Source organism: Pseudomonas sp. Fl4BN1, assembly GCF_009908285.1.
In the GTDB taxonomy this organism is placed as follows: Bacteria; Pseudomonadota; Gammaproteobacteria; order Pseudomonadales; family Pseudomonadaceae; genus Aquipseudomonas.
On the sequence record NZ_JAAARM010000027.1, the window covers coordinates 1 to 15950 of the forward strand.

The following is a 15950-nucleotide window of genomic DNA, read 5'->3' on the forward strand; positions in this document are numbered from 1 at the left end:
GGGTAGGGTGGGCGATCTGGATCTCCAGGATCCATAGGCCGACTTGCGGGCAGTCGGCAAAGTCTCCCAGGTCCCCGGCACGGTAGATTGCATGGGGGAAATCGCTGACCCGATGTCCCTTGATCTCCAGGTTGAGCACCCAGCCCATGGTGCGGGCCTGTTCTGCGGCGTAGCGATACAGCTCGGGGCCGGCCACCTGATGGGTTTTCCAATGATCGTGGACCTGGTCGAACAGGCTTTTGGCGGCGGCAGCGCAGGCATGCATTTCGACATCCTCGCCGATGACGAAGGTCGCGCCGCAATCGCCTTCATGGCGGTCCCAGACAATTCCCAGGTCGATGAAGAACAGATCGTGTTCCGCCAGTTGCGGGTCGCCGTCGGAGCGTTGCTTGAAGGTTTTCAAGGTGTTGGCACCAAAACGAATCAGCAGTGGGTGCCAGATTCGCTCCATGCCCAGGTCTTGCAATACCTCAAGTGCCATTTCCCGGGCGGCTGATTCGTGCATGCCCGGTCTGATCCGCTTGGCCATTTGCGCGATGGCTTCCCAGGTCATGCGTTTGGCGTGAAGCATGCCTTCCAGGCTGTAGGACAGGCCCACGGCTTCTTTGTTGGTGGCGAACATTGATGGGCTCTCGATCAGGTGTCTCGTTATTTATCGTTATATAAAATCCTATATAGCGTTGCTGCGGGTGCTGATGCAATCTCTCCATCGATTCGCTCTCTGGGGAGTGATCTTCAACTAATCCCGGGTAGCGCATGGCGTCTGCTCTCGACGGCCTTATAATGAGCGCCTTTGCGCATATCAGCAGGCTGTAAGTTCTTGGCAAATATAGATAACGCGGCCGCCGAAATGGCGGCCGCAGGCTTTTCCCGAATCGCTCTGGGTGTCGAATACAAGGGTTCCCGCTATCGCGGCTGGCAGCGTCAGTCGTCCGGCGTACCCAGTGTCCAGGAAACCCTGGAAAAGGCCCTGTCCAAGGTGGCGGACTCCCCGGTGATCGTTTCCTGCGCGGGGCGCACTGATGCTGGCGTGCATGCCTGCGGACAGGTGGTGCATTTCGATAGCCAGGCTGTGCGCTCGATGAAGGCCTGGGTCATGGGGGCCAATATCAACTTGCCCCACGACATCAGTGTCAGTTGGGCTCAGGAGATGCCGGCGCACTTTCATGCACGGTTCAAGGCGATCGCCCGGCGCTACCGCTATGTGATCTACAACGATCAGATCCGTCCGGCTCATCTCAATGAAGAGGTCACCTGGAACCATCGGCCGCTGGATATCGAGCGGATGGCTCAAGCCGCCGCGTTCCTGCTGGGTACCCATGATTTCAGTGCGTTCCGGGCAGGGCAGTGCCAGGCCAAGTCGCCAATCAAGGAAATTCACCACCTGCGTGTTACCCGGCACGGCAAGATGATCGTCCTGGATATTCGCGCCAGCGCTTTCCTCCATCACATGGTGCGCAATATCGCCGGGGTGCTGATGACCATCGGTGCCGGTGAGCGCCCTGTGGAGTGGGCGCGGGAAGTGCTGGAAAGCCGCACTCGTCGCACCGGCGGGGTTACGGCTCACCCGTTTGGCCTGTATCTGGTGCAAGTCGAGTACCAGGATGAGTTCCAGTTGCCCGAGCGATACATCGGGCCACATTTCCTCAGCGGATTCTCGGAACTTGGCGGCTGACGCCCGGAAAAGCATTTGCTACCATCCGGGACTTTCCGGATTTGCCCCTGAGGTTCAAACGACATGCCAGCCGTTCGCAGCAAGATTTGTGGGATTACCCGCATAGAGGATGCGTTGGCGGCGGTGGCGGCGGGGGCTGACGCCATAGGGCTGGTGTTCTATGCGAAAAGTCCGCGGGCAGTGAGTGTGCAGCAGGCGCGGGCGATCATTGCCGCTTTGCCGCCGTTCGTGACCACTGTCGGGTTGTTCGTCAATGCCAGTCGTTGCGAGTTGGGCGAGATCCTCGATGCCGTGCCGCTGGATCTCCTGCAGTTTCATGGCGATGAGTCGGCGGCCGACTGCGAGGGGTATCACCGTCCCTATATCAAGGCGCTGCGGGTCAAGGCCGGGGATGACATTGCCGCAGCTTGCCTGGCGTATCCGCTGGCCAGCGGGATTCTGCTGGATACTTATGTCGAAGGCGTGCCGGGGGGAACCGGCGAGGCCTTCGATTGGTCATTGGTTCCTCGGGAATTGAGCAAGCCGATTATCCTGGCTGGTGGCCTGTCAGCAGAGAATGTCGCTCAAGCCATCGCTCAGGTTCGCCCTTATGCGGTGGACGTCAGTGGCGGCGTGGAGCAGAGCAAGGGCATCAAGGATCAAGCAAAGATTCGTGCATTCATGCAAGCGGTGCATCGCAGCAGTGAGTCGATGTGACGGCTGGCAGTCTGCCGCCGTCCATAACACCACTGTACAAAACAGGCAGGCACCGCCTTGAGGCGGGGTCGGAAACGAGTGGCAACCGCTCTATCGCGGGCTGCCGGGATGGCTGAGGAAAGGTTCGTTGCAGGCAGGTCGAGCCAGGTGCTGACCGCGGTAGCGAATTGATCATCGCCGCACACATGAATTTAGCTCAAGGGCATACGCGGGGTTGCGAACCAGAGCGTTCGGGCCGCCGGTACTGGAGAAAGAAAGCATGAGCAACTGGTTAGTAGACAAACTGATCCCTTCGATCATGCGTTCCGAGGTGAAGAAAAGCTCGGTGCCTGAAGGCCTTTGGCACAAGTGCCCGTCCTGCGAGGCGGTGCTCTATCGGCCAGAGCTGGAAAAGACCCTGGATGTTTGTCCAAAGTGCAATCACCACATGCGCATCGGTGCGCGTGCCCGTATTGACATCTTCCTCGACGCCGAAGGCCGTGCCGAACTGGGTGCTGAGCTGGAGCCGGTGGACCGTCTGAAATTCCGCGACGGCAAGAAGTACAAGGATCGCCTGGTCGCAGCGCAGAAACAGACCGGTGAGAAAGATGCACTGATCTCCATGAGCGGTAGCCTGCTGGGCATGCCAGTAGTGGTATCGGCCTTCGAGTTCTCCTTCATGGGCGGCTCGATGGGCGCCATCGTCGGTGAGCGTTTCGTGCGTGCGGCCAATTATGCCCTGGAAAATCGCTGCCCGATGATCTGCTTCTCCGCCTCCGGTGGTGCGCGGATGCAGGAAGCGCTGATTTCCCTGATGCAGATGGCCAAGACCTCGGCGGTACTGGCGCGCTTGCGCGAAGAAGGTATTCCTTTCATCTCTGTGCTGACCGATCCGGTCTACGGTGGTGTTTCCGCCAGTCTGGCGATGCTGGGTGACGTGATTGTTGCCGAGCCGAAGGCTTTGGTGGGGTTCGCCGGTCCGCGGGTGATCGAGCAGACCGTACGGGAAAAGCTGCCTGAAGGTTTCCAGCGCAGCGAATTCCTCCTGGAGCACGGTGCGATCGACATGATCATTTCCCGCCAGGAACTGCGTCCGCGCCTGGGTAGCCTGCTGGCCCAGATGATGGGGCTGCCGACGCCTGAGTTCGTGGATGCGCCCATCGAGCCAATCGTGGTTCCGCCGGCTCCAGCCAACCTATGAGCCAACGTACCTTGGGTGATTGGCTCGCCTACCTTGAGCAGTTGCACCCTGCAGCCATTGATATGGGGTTGGAGCGCTCGCAACAGGTAGCGTCCCAAATGGGGCTGGGCAAGCTGGCACCTCGGGTGATCACGGTCACCGGCACCAACGGCAAGGGCTCGACTTGTGCCTTTGTCGCTTCCTTGCTGCGAGCCCAGGGGCTGCAGGTTGGTGTCTACAGCTCGCCGCACCTGTTGCGTTACAACGAGCGGGTGCAGCTCAACGGCGTTGAAGCTACGGATCAGCAGCTGTGCGAAGCCTTCACTGCGGTGGAGGCGGGGCGTGGTGATGTTTCCCTGACCTATTTCGAGATGGGCACTCTGGCGGCGTTCTGGTTGTTCCAGCGCGCAGCCCTCGATGCGGTGGTCCTGGAAGTCGGTTTAGGCGGGCGTTTGGATGCGGTCAATCTGGTGGATGCCGACTTGGCGTTGGTCACCAGTATTGGCGTCGATCATGTTGAATATCTTGGTGATTCCCGTGAGTCCGTGGCCTTTGAGAAGGCTGGGATATTCCGTTCGGGTGCGCCAGCGCTGTGTGGTGATTTGAACCCGCCGCAACCGCTGCTGGACAAGGCGCGAGAGCTGGGTTGCGGGCTTTTCCTGCGCGGCAGGGATTTCGATCTGGGGTTCACTGAAGAGCACTGGCAGTGGCGTGGTCTGGATGCTCAGGGCAATCAGGTCGAACTGCGGGACCTGCCGTTGCTCGATCTGCCCATGGAGAATGCGGCGCTGGCCTTGCAGGCTTACCTGTTGATGGGGTTGCCTTGGCAGCCAGGACAGCTCGGTGCGGCCTTGCAGCAGACTCGGGTCACCGGGCGTCTGGATCGGCGTCAACTCGATTGGCAGGGCAAGCGTCTCAATCTGTTGTTGGATGTTGGGCACAACCCTCATGCGGCGCAGTATCTGGCTGAGCGCCTGGCGCGTCGGCCGATTGCCGGTAGGCGCCTGGCGGTGTTTGGGTTGTTGGCGGACAAGGATCTGCCGGGGGTGGTTGCCAGCTTGCGGGCTTCCGTCCAGCAGTGGGCGGTGGCGCCTTTGGATTCGCCGCGGGCGCGTCCTGTGGAAGATCTGCAGGCTGCGCTGGAGAGTCTTGGAGCCCCGGTAGCGTCCTACTCCAGTGTGGCTGCAGCCTTGGAAGCGCAGTGCGTGCAAGCGACTGCAGATGACGAAATTCTGCTGTTCGGATCTTTTTATTGTGTTGCCGAGGCGCTCGAGTGGCTCGCCCGGCGCTCCACGGAGGAAGCTGCACATGGCAATGCTGGATAACGTCTACAAGCAGCGAATGGTTGGAGCACTGGTGTTGATCGCGTTGGCAGTGATCTTTCTGCCGATGCTGTTCTCGCGAGAGGACGAGCAACGTCATGTGGCAGTTGAAGTGCCGGCTGCGCCGCAGGCGTCCGCCATGCCTCAGGTTCAGGTTGAGCCGGTGGTGGTGCCTGAGCCGCAGGCCTTGCCTGAGGGGTCGGTGCCCGCTGATGAACCGGTGGTTCAGCAGGCTGCACCTTCGATGCCGATTGCCCCGAGCGTGCCGGTGGTTGCGCCGGCTCCGGTGGTGGCGAGCAAGCCTGTGCCTGCGCCGAAACCTGCTCCTGCGCCGGTGCCCGCGCAACAGGTGGCCACGGCCAAGCCCGACACCAGCCAAAGCCGGGTCGATGCCAATGGCTTGTCCATCAGTTGGTCGGTGCAGTTGGCCAGCCTGTCGAGTCGTGAAGGCGCGGAAAAACTGCAGAAAACCCTGCGCAGCCAGGGCTACAACGCTTATATCCGCTCGGCCGAAGGCAAGAATCGGGTATTTGTCGGGCCGCTGATCGAGCGCGCCGAAGCGGATCGCCTGCGTGACTTGTTGGGGCGTCAGCAGAACCTCAAGGGTTTCGTGGTGCGCTTCCAGCCAGAGCGTGGCTGAGACTATCTGCCTGATTTTAAAAGCACAGTGAATCGCAGCTTACCGACAGCCAAGCGCTCTGTTAAAATGCGCCGCCTTATCCGTCTGTAGGCTGCACTGTGCCATTTACCTGGGTTGACTGGGCGATCGTTGCAATAATCGCCATCTCCGCTTTGATCAGTTTGAGCCGCGGTTTCGTCAAAGAAGCCTTGTCGTTGCTTACCTGGATCATCGCAGGGGTCGTTGCCTGGATGTTTGGTGGCTCACTGTCCGAGTACCTCGGCGGTTATATCGAAACTCCCTCGGCTCGCGTGATTGCGGGCTGCGCAATCATGTTTGTCGCCACCTTGCTGGTGGGGGCAATGGTCAACTATCTCATCGGCGAATTGATTCGCGTCACCGGCCTCTCCGGTACCGATCGATTCCTCGGCATGGCCTTCGGCGCGGCGCGTGGCGCGTTGCTGGTGGTCGTGGCGGTCGGGCTCTTGAGCCTGGGGCCGGTACAGCAGGATTCCTGGTGGCAACAGTCGCGACTGGTGCCACAATTTCTATTGGTTGCAGACTGGTCCAAGAACCTCATTCTGGGGTGGAGCAGTCAGTGGCTGGCCAGCGGTATCAGCGTACCCGCTGATTTACCGTTCAAGGAGCACCTCTTACCGGCCAAAACGCCTCAGTAAGACGGGTTCAGTTCAGTTTCATTAAGTAGGGGTTGCGTCGCATGTGTGGCATCGTCGGTATCGTCGGTAAGTCGAACGTCAATCAGGCGCTGTATGACGCGCTAACCGTCCTCCAGCACCGCGGCCAGGACGCTGCCGGTATCGTGACCAGCCATGACGGCCGGTTATTCCTGCGCAAGGACAACGGCCTGGTCCGTGACGTGTTCCAGCAACGGCACATGCAGCGCCTGGTTGGGCACATGGGTATTGGCCATGTGCGTTATCCGACCGCAGGCAGCTCGACTTCGGCCGAGGCCCAGCCGTTCTACGTCAATTCGCCGTACGGCATCACACTGGCGCATAACGGCAACCTGACCAATGTTGAGCAGTTGGCCAAGGAGATCTACGAGTCCGACCTGCGTCATGTCAACACCAATTCCGATTCTGAAGTGCTGCTCAACGTGTTCGCTCACGAGCTGGCCCAGCGCGGCAAGCTGCAGCCTACCGAGGAAGACGTGTTTGCTGCGGTGACCGACGTGCATAACCGCTGTGTTGGTGGTTATGCAGTAGTGGCCATGATCACCGGTTACGGCATCGTCGGTTTCCGTGATCCTCACGGTATTCGTCCGATCGTTTTCGGTCAGCGTCATACCGACGAAGGCGTGGAGTACATGATCGCTTCGGAAAGTGTTTCCCTGGATGTACTGGGCTTCACTCTGATTCGCGACCTGGCACCGGGCGAGGCGGTCTACATCACTGAAGAGGGCAAGCTCTACACCCGTCAGTGCGCGACCAATCCACAGCTCACTCCGTGCATCTTCGAGCATGTCTATCTGGCGCGTCCTGATTCGATCATCGACGGTGTTTCGGTGTACAAGGCGCGCCTGCGCATGGGCGAAAAGCTGGCGGAGAAGATCCTTCGCGAGCGGCCAGAGCATGATATCGACGTGGTGATCCCGATCCCGGATACCAGTCGCACTGCGGCCCTCGAGCTGGCCAACCATCTGGGTGTGAAGTTCCGCGAAGGTTTCGTGAAGAACCGCTACATCGGTCGCACCTTCATCATGCCGGGCCAGGCTGCGCGGAAAAAATCCGTACGTCAGAAACTCAATGCCATCGAGCTGGAGTTTCGCGGCAAGAACGTGATGCTGGTGGATGACTCCATCGTGCGTGGCACCACCTGTAAGCAGATCATCCAGATGGCCCGCGAAGCTGGCGCTAAAAACGTCTATTTCTGCTCGGCGGCTCCGGCAGTGCGCTACCCGAACGTGTACGGCATCGACATGCCAAGCGCCCACGAGTTGATCGCCCATAATCGTTCGACCCAGGACGTGGCCGACCTGATCGGTGCTGATTGGCTGATCTACCAGGACCTGCCGGACCTGATCGAAGCAGTCGGTGGTGGCAAGATCAAGATCGAGAACTTCGATTGCGCCGTGTTCGACGGCAAGTACGTCACCGGTGACGTCGACGAGGCTTATCTGACCAAGATCGAGAACGCTCGTAACGATGCCTCGAAGGTCAAGACTCAGGCGGTCAGCGCCATCATCGATCTGTACAACAACTGATCCAGAGCATTCAAGAAGACATTAGGAGTAGGCGGCATGAGTCAGGATTGGGATGCCGGTCGGCTGGACAGCGACCTTGAAGGCGTAGCGTTCGATACCCTGGCGGTGCGCGCCGGCCAACACCGCTCGCCGGAAGGCGAGCATGGTGATCCGATGTTCTTCACCTCCAGCTATGTATTCCGTACGGCCGCCGACGCGGCCGCACGCTTTGCCGGTGAAGTGCCAGGCAATGTCTATTCCCGCTACACCAACCCTACGGTGCGCTCTTTCGAAGAGCGGATTGCGGCGCTTGAGGGCGCGGAGCAGGCTGTGGCCACGGCTACGGGCATGGCAGCGATTCTCTCGGTGGTCATGAGCCTGTGCAGTGCTGGTGATCATGTGCTGGTGTCGCGCAGCGTGTTCGGTTCGACCATCAGTTTGTTCGAGAAGTACTTCAAGCGTTTTGGTGTGGCAGTCGATTACGTGCCCCTGGCGGACTTGTCCGGTTGGGATGCGGCGATCAAGAGCAACACCAAGCTGCTGTTCGTTGAGTCGCCATCCAATCCTCTGGCTGAGCTGGTGGATATCGCCGCATTGGCCGAAGTGGCTCATGCCAAGGGTGCGATGCTGGTGGTAGACAACTGTTTCTGTACCCCGGCGTTGCAGCAGCCGCTGAAGCTGGGTGCGGACGTGGTGGTGCATTCGGCAACCAAGTTCATCGACGGCCAGGGTCGCTGCATGGGCGGAGTGGTAGCCGGACGCAGTGAGCAGATGAAAGAAGTGGTGGGATTCCTGCGTACCGCGGGGCCGACCCTGAGTCCGTTCAATGCCTGGATTTTCCTCAAGGGCTTGGAAACCCTGAGCCTGCGGATGCGTGCGCATTGTTCCAATGCCTTGGCCCTGGCCGAATGGCTGGAGCGGCAGGATGGCGTCGAGAAGGTGCATTACGCAGGTCTTGCCAGCCATCCTCAGCATGAGCTGGCCAAGCGTCAGCAGCGTGGTTTCGGTGCGGTGGTGAGCTTTGAGGTCAAGGGTGGCAAAGAGGGTGCGTGGCGCTTTATCGATGCGACTCGCCTGATTTCAATTACCGCCAACCTGGGTGACAGCAAGACCACCATCACTCATCCGAGCACCACCTCCCACGGACGTTTGGCGCCGCAGGAGCGTGAGGCCGCCGGCATTCGTGACAGCCTGATCCGTGTTGCGGTCGGCCTGGAAGATGTGGCTGACCTGCAGGTCGATCTGGCTCGTGGGTTGGCGGCCTTGTGATTGAGTTGTCCACGCCCCTGGACGGCAGCAATGGTCGTGTCGCGCTGGTCACCGGTGCGGCACGAGGCATTGGCCTGGGTATTGCTGCCTGGTTGATCAGCGAAGGCTGGCAAGTGGTGCTGACCGACCTGGACCGGGAGCGCGGCTCCAAGGTGGCCAAGGTGTTGGGGGAGAGTGCCTGGTTCATTACCATGGATGTGGCGGACGAAGGTCAGGTGGCCCAGGGTGTCGCCGAGGTGCTGGGGCAGTTCGGGCGACTGGATGCTCTGGTCTGCAACGCTGCGGTGGCTGACCCCCACAACATCACCCTCGAAAGCCTGGACCTGTCTTATTGGAATCGCGTGCTGGCGGTGAATCTCGGTGGGCCAATGCTCTTGGCCAAACACTGTGCGCCTTATCTGCGTGCCCATGGTGGCGCTATTGTCAACCTGGCTTCTACTCGGGCCCGCCAGTCCGAGCCTGATAGTGAGGCTTATGCGGCGAGCAAGGGTGGTCTGTTGGCCTTGACCCACGCGTTGGCGATCAGCCTGGGGCCGGAGGTTCGGGTCAATGCGGTGAGCCCTGGCTGGATCGATGCGCGTGATCCGGCATTGAGGCGTGCTGAACCGTTGTCCGATGCCGATCATGCCCAGCATCCGGCGGGCAGGGTCGGGACGGTGGAGGATGTGGCATCGATGGTGGCTTGGCTGTTGTCGCGCAATTCAGGTTTCGTCACCGGCCAGGAGTTCGTGGTGGACGGCGGCATGAGCAAGAAAATGATTTATCAGGGGTAGGGCACTGACGAGCCTCAAGCTTCAGGCGGCGAGATGAGTGTCTCCGGGGCTGTTGTTTTTAAGTGTTGTCTGAAGCATGCCATTTGCCGCTGTTTTGAAAAAAACTTCAATACTGCTATTGACTTAGCTTCGATACCTGCGTAAATTTCGCGGCCTCAACGAAGTAAAGGGTGATTAGCTCAGCTGGGAGAGCGTCTGCCTTACAAGCAGAATGTCGGCGGTTCGATCCCGTCATCACCCACCACTTCTTGAGTGTCTTTCGCAAGAAAGATGGAAGCTTCCACGGAAGCATCCAACCGACGCGCAGCGGTAGTTCAGTCGGTTAGAATACCGGCCTGTCACGCCGGGGGTCGCGGGTTCGAGTCCCGTCCGCTGCGCCATATTTTCCAGGTCAGGCTTGCCTGATTTGAGATTGAAAAGCCTCGAAGCTTGTCAGTCAGACGATTTAAACGGTTCACATGGACGCAAGTCCAAGCGATACGCAGCGGTAGTTCAGTCGGTTAGAATACCGGCCTGTCACGCCGGGGGTCGCGGGTTCGAGTCCCGTCCGCTGCGCCATATCAGCTTCAAGGCCCACTGAACGCCTTGAAGCAACGAAGCAAGTCGAAGGCTTGATTCGGATCGATAGCAAAGACCCTGGTCGTAAGACCGGGGTTTTTTGTTTCTGCGATTTGTACTGGTTGTCGCGGTTCTTGGCGGTAACGATGGATCACAAAAAAACCGCCTGTAAGGCGGTTTTTTTGTGGGTGCGGAACAGCTTCTTATCAGAAGCCGAATTTGTCCCGCAGGCTGTAGTACCAGGCCCCCAGCGCGGTGAATGGCGTGCGCAACAACTGGCCGCCAGGGAATGGGTAGTGGGGCAGGTCGGCGAAGGCGTCAAAGCGCTCTGCTTGGCCGCGCAGGGCCTCTGCCAGGACTTTGCCTGCCAGGTGGGTGTAAGTCACCCCGTGGCCGCTGCAGCCCTGGGAGTAATAGATGTTGTCGCCCAGGCGACCAACTTGCGGCAGGCGCGACAGGGTCAGCAGGAAGTTGCCGGTCCAGGCGTAGTCGATCTTCACATCTTTCAGTTGGGGGAAGGCCTTGAGCATCTTCGGTCGGATGATTGCTTCGATATTGGCCGGGTCGCGAGCGCCATACACCACGCCGCCGCCGAAGATCAGGCGCTTGTCGCTGGTGAGGCGGTAATAGTCCAGCAGGTAGTTGCAGTCCTCGACACAGTAGTCCTGTGGCAGGAGGCTGGCGGCCAGCTCATCGCCCAAGGGTTCGGTGGTGATCACCTGGGTGCCGCAGGGCATGGATTTGGCTGCTAGCTCGGGGATCAGATTGCCCAGGTAGGCGTTGCCCGCGACGATGATGAACTTGGCGCGGACCTTGCCCTGTGGGGTGTGCACTACGGGATTGGCGCCGCGCTCAATGCGTATTGCCGGGGATTGTTCGTAGAGCGTGCCGCCCAGTGATTCCACGGCCGCTGCTTCGCCCAGCGCCAGGTTGAGTGGATGGATATGACCGCCGCTCATGTCGAGCATGCCGCCCTTGTATTGATCGCAGGCTACGACTTCGCGAATCCGTCGCTCATCCAGCAGCTCCAGCTGAGTATGGCCATAACGCTCCCAGAGGCGCTTCTGCGACTCCAGGTGGCCCATCTGCTTGCTGGTCAGCGCGGCGAAGACTCCGCCGTCTTTCAGGTCGCATTGAATCTGATGCTTGGCCACGCGTTCGCGAATGATCCTGCCGCCCTCGAACGCCATCTGTCCCAGCAATTGCGCTTGCTTGGGGCCGACGCTGCGTTCGATTACGTCGATGTCTCGGCTGTAGCTGTTGACGATCTGCCCGCCATTGCGCCCGGATGCGCCGAAGCCGACCTTGGCGGCCTCCAGGACGGTGACACGAAAGCCGTTTTCCAGGAGGAACAGTGCGCTGGACAGGCCGGTATAGCCTGCACCGATCACGCAAACATCGGTTTCAACTTCGCCTAGCAGTGGCGGGCGTTCTGGGGCCGCATTGGCGGAAGCGGCGTAATAGGACTGTGGGTAGGGAATGTTCGCCATCCTGCGACCTCATGTGTTTAATATATTTTACGAGTGCGCCGATGCTACCTGAGTTGCAAATGGGCTGCCAGACGGGCTGGGAAACTTCTTCGCAGTCAAAAAATTAAAAAATTCGCATATTCATAGGCTTAGCTGCAAAAAAGATGTTGACACCCCTTCGGAATTCCGTAAAATGCCGCCTCACAGCAGGCACGTAGCTCAGTTGGTTAGAGCACCACCTTGACATGGTGGGGGTCGTTGGTTCGAGTCCAATCGCGCCTACCAAACAAAATCCGCTCTGCTGGGCGGTCTAGAAGGGCGATCCGAAAGGGTCGCCCTTTTTTGTGCTTGTTTTTTAAGGGCTAGCTGTTTCTCTCCTTTTCTTTTGGCATCACGGCTCACTGGCTGTTTTATTTCTCTTCTCTATAGATGTCTTGATGTTGATGCGTCGAGGGTGGATGACGCTCCCCGAAAGTCCCGGACTCGACAGGCACTACTGCTAGATTTCTTGGTTATTGGCTGTACCGGCTTCGCTTGCTGGAGTGTAGGGGCAGGCATCTTGTGCCGTGTCTGGCTGTTGAAGAATCTTTACCTCTGTGGGAGTTGCGCTGACGGCCAACTCCCAGTCGAGTTAGGGAAGGGCTCAGCCTTTGGGGGTAAAGGCGTTGCCGCTGAAGGTGCGCACAGGGTTGCCGCGTTCAACTTGATGATGGGCATCGCGGCGTTGCAGGCGCAGTTCCTGAGCAGATTGCTCTTGCTGTGCAGCAAGTCGTTGCTGGATCAGCAGGCGTGCCAGGCGTTTGTTGTCATGCTGGCTACGTTCGGACTGCACTTTCACACTGATGCCTGTTGCCACGTGTGTAGCGCGTATTGCTGAGTCGGTTTTGTTCACGTGCTGTCCGCCCGGGCCTGATGCGCGCATGGCTTCGAAACGAATCTCGTCCTCCATGTTCTCCACCGGGGGGCTGAACAGTTGGCCGGCGAAGAACCAGTTCTTGCGCTTGTGTTCGGGTCGATAGGGGCTCTTACAGGTCCAGAGCAAGGTGCCTGCCCATTGTGTTGCCAGTTCCGGGGCATGTTCGCCGTCGAGGCTGACTAGCACTGATTTGTGAGTGTCCCGGATATCGCCGGCAACCTGTTCGACGATGCCGAGGCGCACGCCCTGCGCCTCGGCTTCGCTGTGCAACCGACGCAAGGCTTGTGTCACTGCCAGTTCACATTCGGCAGGTCCTTGGGCGGAGGATAGTTGTAACAGCAGCATCAGCAGCACCCCCGGCGTTTGTAGGTCAGTACCGGCTTGAGCCGGGCGATGATCTTCACCAGGCCGGCATCCCGTAGGCTGCCAACCACGCTATCGATGCTCTTGTAGGCTTCGGGGGCCTCTTCGTACATCAATCCGCGATCCTCGCAGATCACCCGGCTGCCCAGTTGGGTGCGTTTGAGCTGATCGAAGCTGAAGCGATTTGCCAGTCGATCCTTGCAGTCGCTGCGCAGCCATTTGCGGCCGGCACCGTGGGCCAGTGAGTAGAGGCTGATGGCCGCTGGAATGGGTTGTACCAGGTAGCTGTAGTCGCCGCGAGAGCCAGGGATGACCACTGGGCCCTGGTCCGAAGGCGTGGCGCCCTTGCGATGCAGCCAGCCGGGAATGCCGTCAATATTCGCTGCGGATACCAGGTTGTGATTGATATCCAGCACTGAACTTCCCTTGGCTCGCAGGTTGTGCAACAGGCGTTCGGCAATCAGGCGTCGGTTGGCTTCGGCGAAGCGCAAGGCGTCGTCGTGCTGCTGCAGGTACTGCGCGCCGGCGGCACTGCTCATCAGCAGGCCGTTGTGGCCATGTTGCTCCACGTGGTGTCGCAGAATGGCTTCTCCCAGGCCCCGGGAGCCACTGTGTACTAGCAACAGCAAGGCTTTTGGGTCCAAGGCGAGGGCTTGCAAGGCCACGGTGTCGTGCACTTGATCGAGCTGTTGCAGTTCCGCGAAGTGATTACCGCCACCGATGGTACCCAGCGAGTGTTCGTGACCGCTGAGGGGCAGCTCCAGCTTTGCTCGTTCTTCGTCCCACTGTTCATCCAGGGGAAGGTCGATATTGCCGATTTTCTTTTCCAGCTTGTCGAGGTTCAGGCGGCTGCAGGAAAGGTTGGTTTGCCACAGCGTCATGCCGCAGCCGATGTCGTTGCCTACCAGTGCCGGATAAATCACCTCGGTGGAGAAAAAGGCCGCACCCACTGGGTAGCCGCGACCTGGGTGCAGGTCCGGCATGCCGACGACCTGGCGCATGCCGGGCAGTTGGGCGGTGGTGTTTAGTTGCTGGAGCGCTTTGTCTTCGATCCAGGTGGTGTCGGAGGCGATCAGAGAGACGCCGTTCGACAAATGACGGATGCAATTGTCCATGTCCAATTCCTGATTGGGAAAAATAAAGTCAGGTAATGGCAGGACGAAGCAGGATTTAAGCGAAGGCGCTAGCGGGTAGCGGGTACAGCGTTTAAACCAGGCACGTCCTGCAAAGGGTGATCAGCTGTTGCATGGTGGATCTCCTTGGCAAAAGTGTGGGAAGGGGCGCGAAGACTAATCCTTTGCCTGGAGGATGACAATGGGGGCGTAAATAAAGAGTGCGTTTTTAGGCCGTAATGCTCATGAACCATCGCTTTGTTGAATGGGGATGGTTGTGCAGGCCTTTGATAGGTTCTCCAGGTTGCCCAGGTGCGGACTGCTTGCCGATGAGCGCGCGATGATCGATAACTACCAACATTTGGTTGCTGGCGATCAGCAGGCCATCGCGCAGTTGGCATCTTCCTTGGCGGAGCGCTGAGGCCGAACAGGGATGGCTTTTTCTTTGGCCTGAACGCCTTTTTTCTGCTGCCTGAGCGATACTCTCGCGTTTTAAGGACGAGGTGGTGGCATGCGGTTTTTGATGGCAGGAATGATTGCGGTTTTGCTGGCCGGTTGTGCGAGCTCCACCATGGATGACGCTCGGGCAAGAACACCGAACAAGACTCTGACCTCGGCCAAGGCCGAGCAGCTGGTGGCACAGTGCGTGCAATTTGCCTGGCAGGATGAAGCGGTCTTCGGTGTGGATGCTGCTGCGTACCTGCAATCAGGCAAGGCCGGCGGCTATACGGTGTATACCCGCTCCGCTGAGTCCTTTGTGGATATCAAGGCTGAGGCATCGGCGACCACTGTCCGCTTCTACGCCATCGAAGACAGCTCTGTCTCGAAGCGCCGCCTGGCGGCGCTGGCGACCTGTCTATAGCGCACTGGACTTGTACAAGCACAAACCCGGCATTGGCCGGGTTTTGTTGTTTCTGAAAGGCGCTTTTTGCAGCTAGTTGTGCTTTTTACTGTTTGCCGCTGGAAGAAGAGTGAGTCTGGGCGTAGCAAGGCGTGTAATACATTGACGATTGAAACTGTCAGTTTAAATAAGGAAGTCCGCGGATTGTTTGGTCTTGCGCTGGATTCTGTAAATTGTCCCGAATGGTTAGTTTGTTGGGCGGTGAAAAAAGTCGGTAGAAGTGCGCTAGGTTTAGGGGGCTCAACAAGGAGCGAAATTAATTAATCAATGGAGTGAAAGATATGAATAAGCCACAAGCTCAACTTAAACATGGTCGCGTTGTATCGCCTTCCAGCCGTGGTGCGGTGGCGGTGGAGCTGGGACTGCTGGGTACCTGGCAGGTGAACGAAATGGAAGGAGGTAAAAACTTCCCTGCACTCACTGGCGGCCCCTTTCCGAAACCCTATGACGGCGACGTAGCAAGCGTTGCACCACCTGCAGACGGCCATATTCTTAGCGGTGGCAAGGTTGATGAGCGTGACTGCATCAACTTCACCAACGAAGAAATGTCGAAAAAAATCAATCGTCCCTTTAGTTGGCCGCTGCTGAATGTTGACCCGGGCCAAGTGTTTCAGGTGCAGTGGGAGTACACCGCGCCGCACGTCACCCGAGGTTACAGCTGGTTCATCACTAAAGACGGTTGGGATCCGAAGCAGCGGATCAGTCGCGCACAATTGGAACCTCAGGCCTTTTACCAGGACTTTTATACCGAAGTTCCATACGACAAGTTTGGCTCGGTGCTGAAGGCCAAGACTCATCATGAAGTTGTGCTGCCTAAAAACAAGAAAGGCCACCATGTTGTAGTCCTGGTGTGGATTGTTGCCAATACTGGCAACGGGTTCTATCAGGCGTTCGATCTGGACTTCAAGTAAGTTT

General features: G+C 58.7%; 15 protein-coding genes and 4 tRNA genes. 15 read left to right on the forward strand and 4 right to left on the reverse strand.

What is annotated here, in order from left to right; genetic code table 11:
• Positions 1 to 622, reverse strand: a 622-nt coding sequence (locus GV818_RS24600) for a M24 family metallopeptidase (protein ID WP_161777789.1), incomplete at its 3' end; no start/stop codon positions are given.
• Positions 623 to 850: 228 nt separating this feature from the next.
• On the opposite strand from GV818_RS24600, the gene truA reads away from it, so the two are divergent.
• The 12 genes from truA to GV818_RS24660 all read left to right on the forward strand — a co-directional run bounded on the left by truA (position 851) and on the right by GV818_RS24660 (position 10274).
• Positions 851 to 1675 carry a tRNA pseudouridine(38-40) synthase TruA gene (gene truA / locus GV818_RS24605; protein WP_178125100.1) on the forward strand — a complete coding sequence of 275 codons (825 nt, stop codon included), beginning with the start codon at positions 851 to 853 and terminating at the stop codon, positions 1673 to 1675.
• 63 nt (positions 1676 to 1738) lie between these two features.
• A complete protein-coding gene (locus GV818_RS24610; protein WP_161777790.1) occupies positions 1739 to 2371 on the forward strand; it encodes a phosphoribosylanthranilate isomerase in 633 nt (210 codons plus the stop codon).
• A 259-nt stretch (positions 2372 to 2630) separates the two neighbouring features.
• Positions 2631 to 3551 (forward strand): acetyl-CoA carboxylase, carboxyltransferase subunit beta, encoded by a 921-nt coding sequence (accD, locus tag GV818_RS24615; protein ID WP_161759181.1) that lies wholly within the window; start codon positions 2631 to 2633, stop codon positions 3549 to 3551.
• On the forward strand, positions 3548 to 4855 hold the full coding sequence (gene folC / locus GV818_RS24620; RefSeq protein ID WP_161777791.1) for a bifunctional tetrahydrofolate synthase/dihydrofolate synthase: 1308 nt from the start codon (positions 3548 to 3550) through the stop codon (positions 4853 to 4855). Before accD ends, folC begins: the two co-directional genes overlap by 4 nt.
• Positions 4839 to 5492: an SPOR domain-containing protein gene (locus GV818_RS24625; protein WP_161777792.1), complete on the forward strand. Its 654-nt coding sequence runs from the start codon at positions 4839 to 4841 to the stop codon at positions 5490 to 5492. Before folC ends, GV818_RS24625 begins: the two co-directional genes overlap by 17 nt.
• Positions 5493 to 5590: 98 nt before the next feature.
• The gene (locus tag GV818_RS24630) at positions 5591 to 6148 is read left to right on the forward strand and encodes a CvpA family protein (protein WP_161777793.1); all 558 of its coding nucleotides are present in this window, start codon (positions 5591 to 5593) and stop codon (positions 6146 to 6148) included.
• A gap of 41 nt (positions 6149 to 6189) precedes the next feature.
• Entirely contained in the window at positions 6190 to 7695 is a 1506-nt protein-coding gene (purF, locus tag GV818_RS24635; protein WP_161759184.1) for an amidophosphoribosyltransferase, read from the forward strand.
• A gap of 36 nt (positions 7696 to 7731) precedes the next feature.
• Entirely contained in the window at positions 7732 to 8943 is a 1212-nt protein-coding gene (locus GV818_RS24640) for an O-succinylhomoserine sulfhydrylase (protein WP_161777794.1), read from the forward strand.
• A complete protein-coding gene (locus tag GV818_RS24645; RefSeq protein ID WP_161777795.1) occupies positions 8940 to 9716 on the forward strand; it encodes an SDR family oxidoreductase in 777 nt (258 codons plus the stop codon). Before GV818_RS24640 ends, GV818_RS24645 begins: the two co-directional genes overlap by 4 nt.
• A gap of 168 nt (positions 9717 to 9884) precedes the next feature.
• Positions 9885 to 9960, forward strand: a tRNA-Val gene (locus GV818_RS24650).
• Between the two features lie 59 nt (positions 9961 to 10019).
• Positions 10020 to 10096, forward strand: a tRNA-Asp gene (locus GV818_RS24655).
• A gap of 101 nt (positions 10097 to 10197) precedes the next feature.
• Positions 10198 to 10274: transfer RNA gene (locus GV818_RS24660), tRNA-Asp, on the forward strand.
• A 206-nt stretch (positions 10275 to 10480) separates the two neighbouring features.
• Here GV818_RS24660 and GV818_RS24665 read toward each other — a convergent pair.
• Entirely contained in the window at positions 10481 to 11764 is a 1284-nt protein-coding gene (locus GV818_RS24665; protein WP_161759187.1) for an NAD(P)/FAD-dependent oxidoreductase, read from the reverse strand.
• Positions 11765 to 11951: 187 nt separating this feature from the next.
• Here GV818_RS24665 and GV818_RS24670 point away from each other — a divergent pair.
• A tRNA-Val gene (locus tag GV818_RS24670) sits at positions 11952 to 12028 on the forward strand.
• A gap of 358 nt (positions 12029 to 12386) precedes the next feature.
• Here GV818_RS24670 and prfH read toward each other — a convergent pair.
• Positions 12387 to 13004, reverse strand: a complete 618-nt coding sequence (gene prfH / locus GV818_RS24675; protein WP_161777796.1) for a peptide chain release factor H — start codon at positions 13002 to 13004, stop codon at positions 12387 to 12389.
• Positions 13004 to 14137, reverse strand: a complete 1134-nt coding sequence (locus GV818_RS24680; protein ID WP_161777797.1) for an RNA ligase RtcB family protein — start codon at positions 14135 to 14137, stop codon at positions 13004 to 13006. The genes prfH and GV818_RS24680 overlap by 1 nt, the downstream gene beginning before the upstream one ends.
• Before the next feature lie 508 nt (positions 14138 to 14645).
• On the opposite strand from GV818_RS24680, the gene GV818_RS24685 reads away from it, so the two are divergent.
• Both GV818_RS24685 and GV818_RS24690 read left to right on the forward strand, forming a co-directional pair.
• A complete protein-coding gene (locus tag GV818_RS24685) occupies positions 14646 to 14996 on the forward strand; it encodes a hypothetical protein (RefSeq protein WP_161759190.1) in 351 nt (116 codons plus the stop codon).
• Between the two features lie 320 nt (positions 14997 to 15316).
• Positions 15317 to 15946, forward strand: a complete 630-nt coding sequence (locus GV818_RS24690) for a lytic polysaccharide monooxygenase auxiliary activity family 9 protein (protein ID WP_161759191.1) — start codon at positions 15317 to 15319, stop codon at positions 15944 to 15946.
• Positions 15947 to 15950 lie beyond the last annotated feature (4 nt).

Excerpts from the sequence above, each read along its gene's own strand:
- truA (WP_178125100.1), top strand. The coding sequence starts at position 851 with ATGGCGGCCGCAGGCTTTTCCCGAATCGCTCTGGGTGTCGAATACAAG.
- GV818_RS24610 (WP_161777790.1), top strand. The coding sequence starts at position 1,739 with ATGCCAGCCGTTCGCAGCAAGATTTGTGGGATTACCCGCATAGAGGAT.
- accD (WP_161759181.1), top strand. The coding sequence starts at position 2,631 with ATGAGCAACTGGTTAGTAGACAAACTGATCCCTTCGATCATGCGTTCC.
- folC (WP_161777791.1), top strand. The coding sequence starts at position 3,548 with ATGAGCCAACGTACCTTGGGTGATTGGCTCGCCTACCTTGAGCAGTTG.
- GV818_RS24625 (WP_161777792.1), top strand. The coding sequence starts at position 4,839 with ATGGCAATGCTGGATAACGTCTACAAGCAGCGAATGGTTGGAGCACTG.
- purF (WP_161759184.1), top strand. The coding sequence starts at position 6,190 with ATGTGTGGCATCGTCGGTATCGTCGGTAAGTCGAACGTCAATCAGGCG.
- GV818_RS24640 (WP_161777794.1), top strand. The coding sequence starts at position 7,732 with ATGAGTCAGGATTGGGATGCCGGTCGGCTGGACAGCGACCTTGAAGGC.
- GV818_RS24665 (WP_161759187.1), bottom strand. The coding sequence starts at position 11,764 with ATGGCGAACATTCCCTACCCACAGTCCTATTACGCCGCTTCCGCCAAT.
- prfH (WP_161777796.1), bottom strand. The coding sequence starts at position 13,004 with ATGCTGCTGTTACAACTATCCTCCGCCCAAGGACCTGCCGAATGTGAA.
- GV818_RS24680 (WP_161777797.1), bottom strand. The coding sequence starts at position 14,137 with ATGGACAATTGCATCCGTCATTTGTCGAACGGCGTCTCTCTGATCGCC.
- GV818_RS24685 (WP_161759190.1), top strand. The coding sequence starts at position 14,646 with ATGCGGTTTTTGATGGCAGGAATGATTGCGGTTTTGCTGGCCGGTTGT.
- GV818_RS24690 (WP_161759191.1), top strand. The coding sequence starts at position 15,317 with ATGAATAAGCCACAAGCTCAACTTAAACATGGTCGCGTTGTATCGCCT.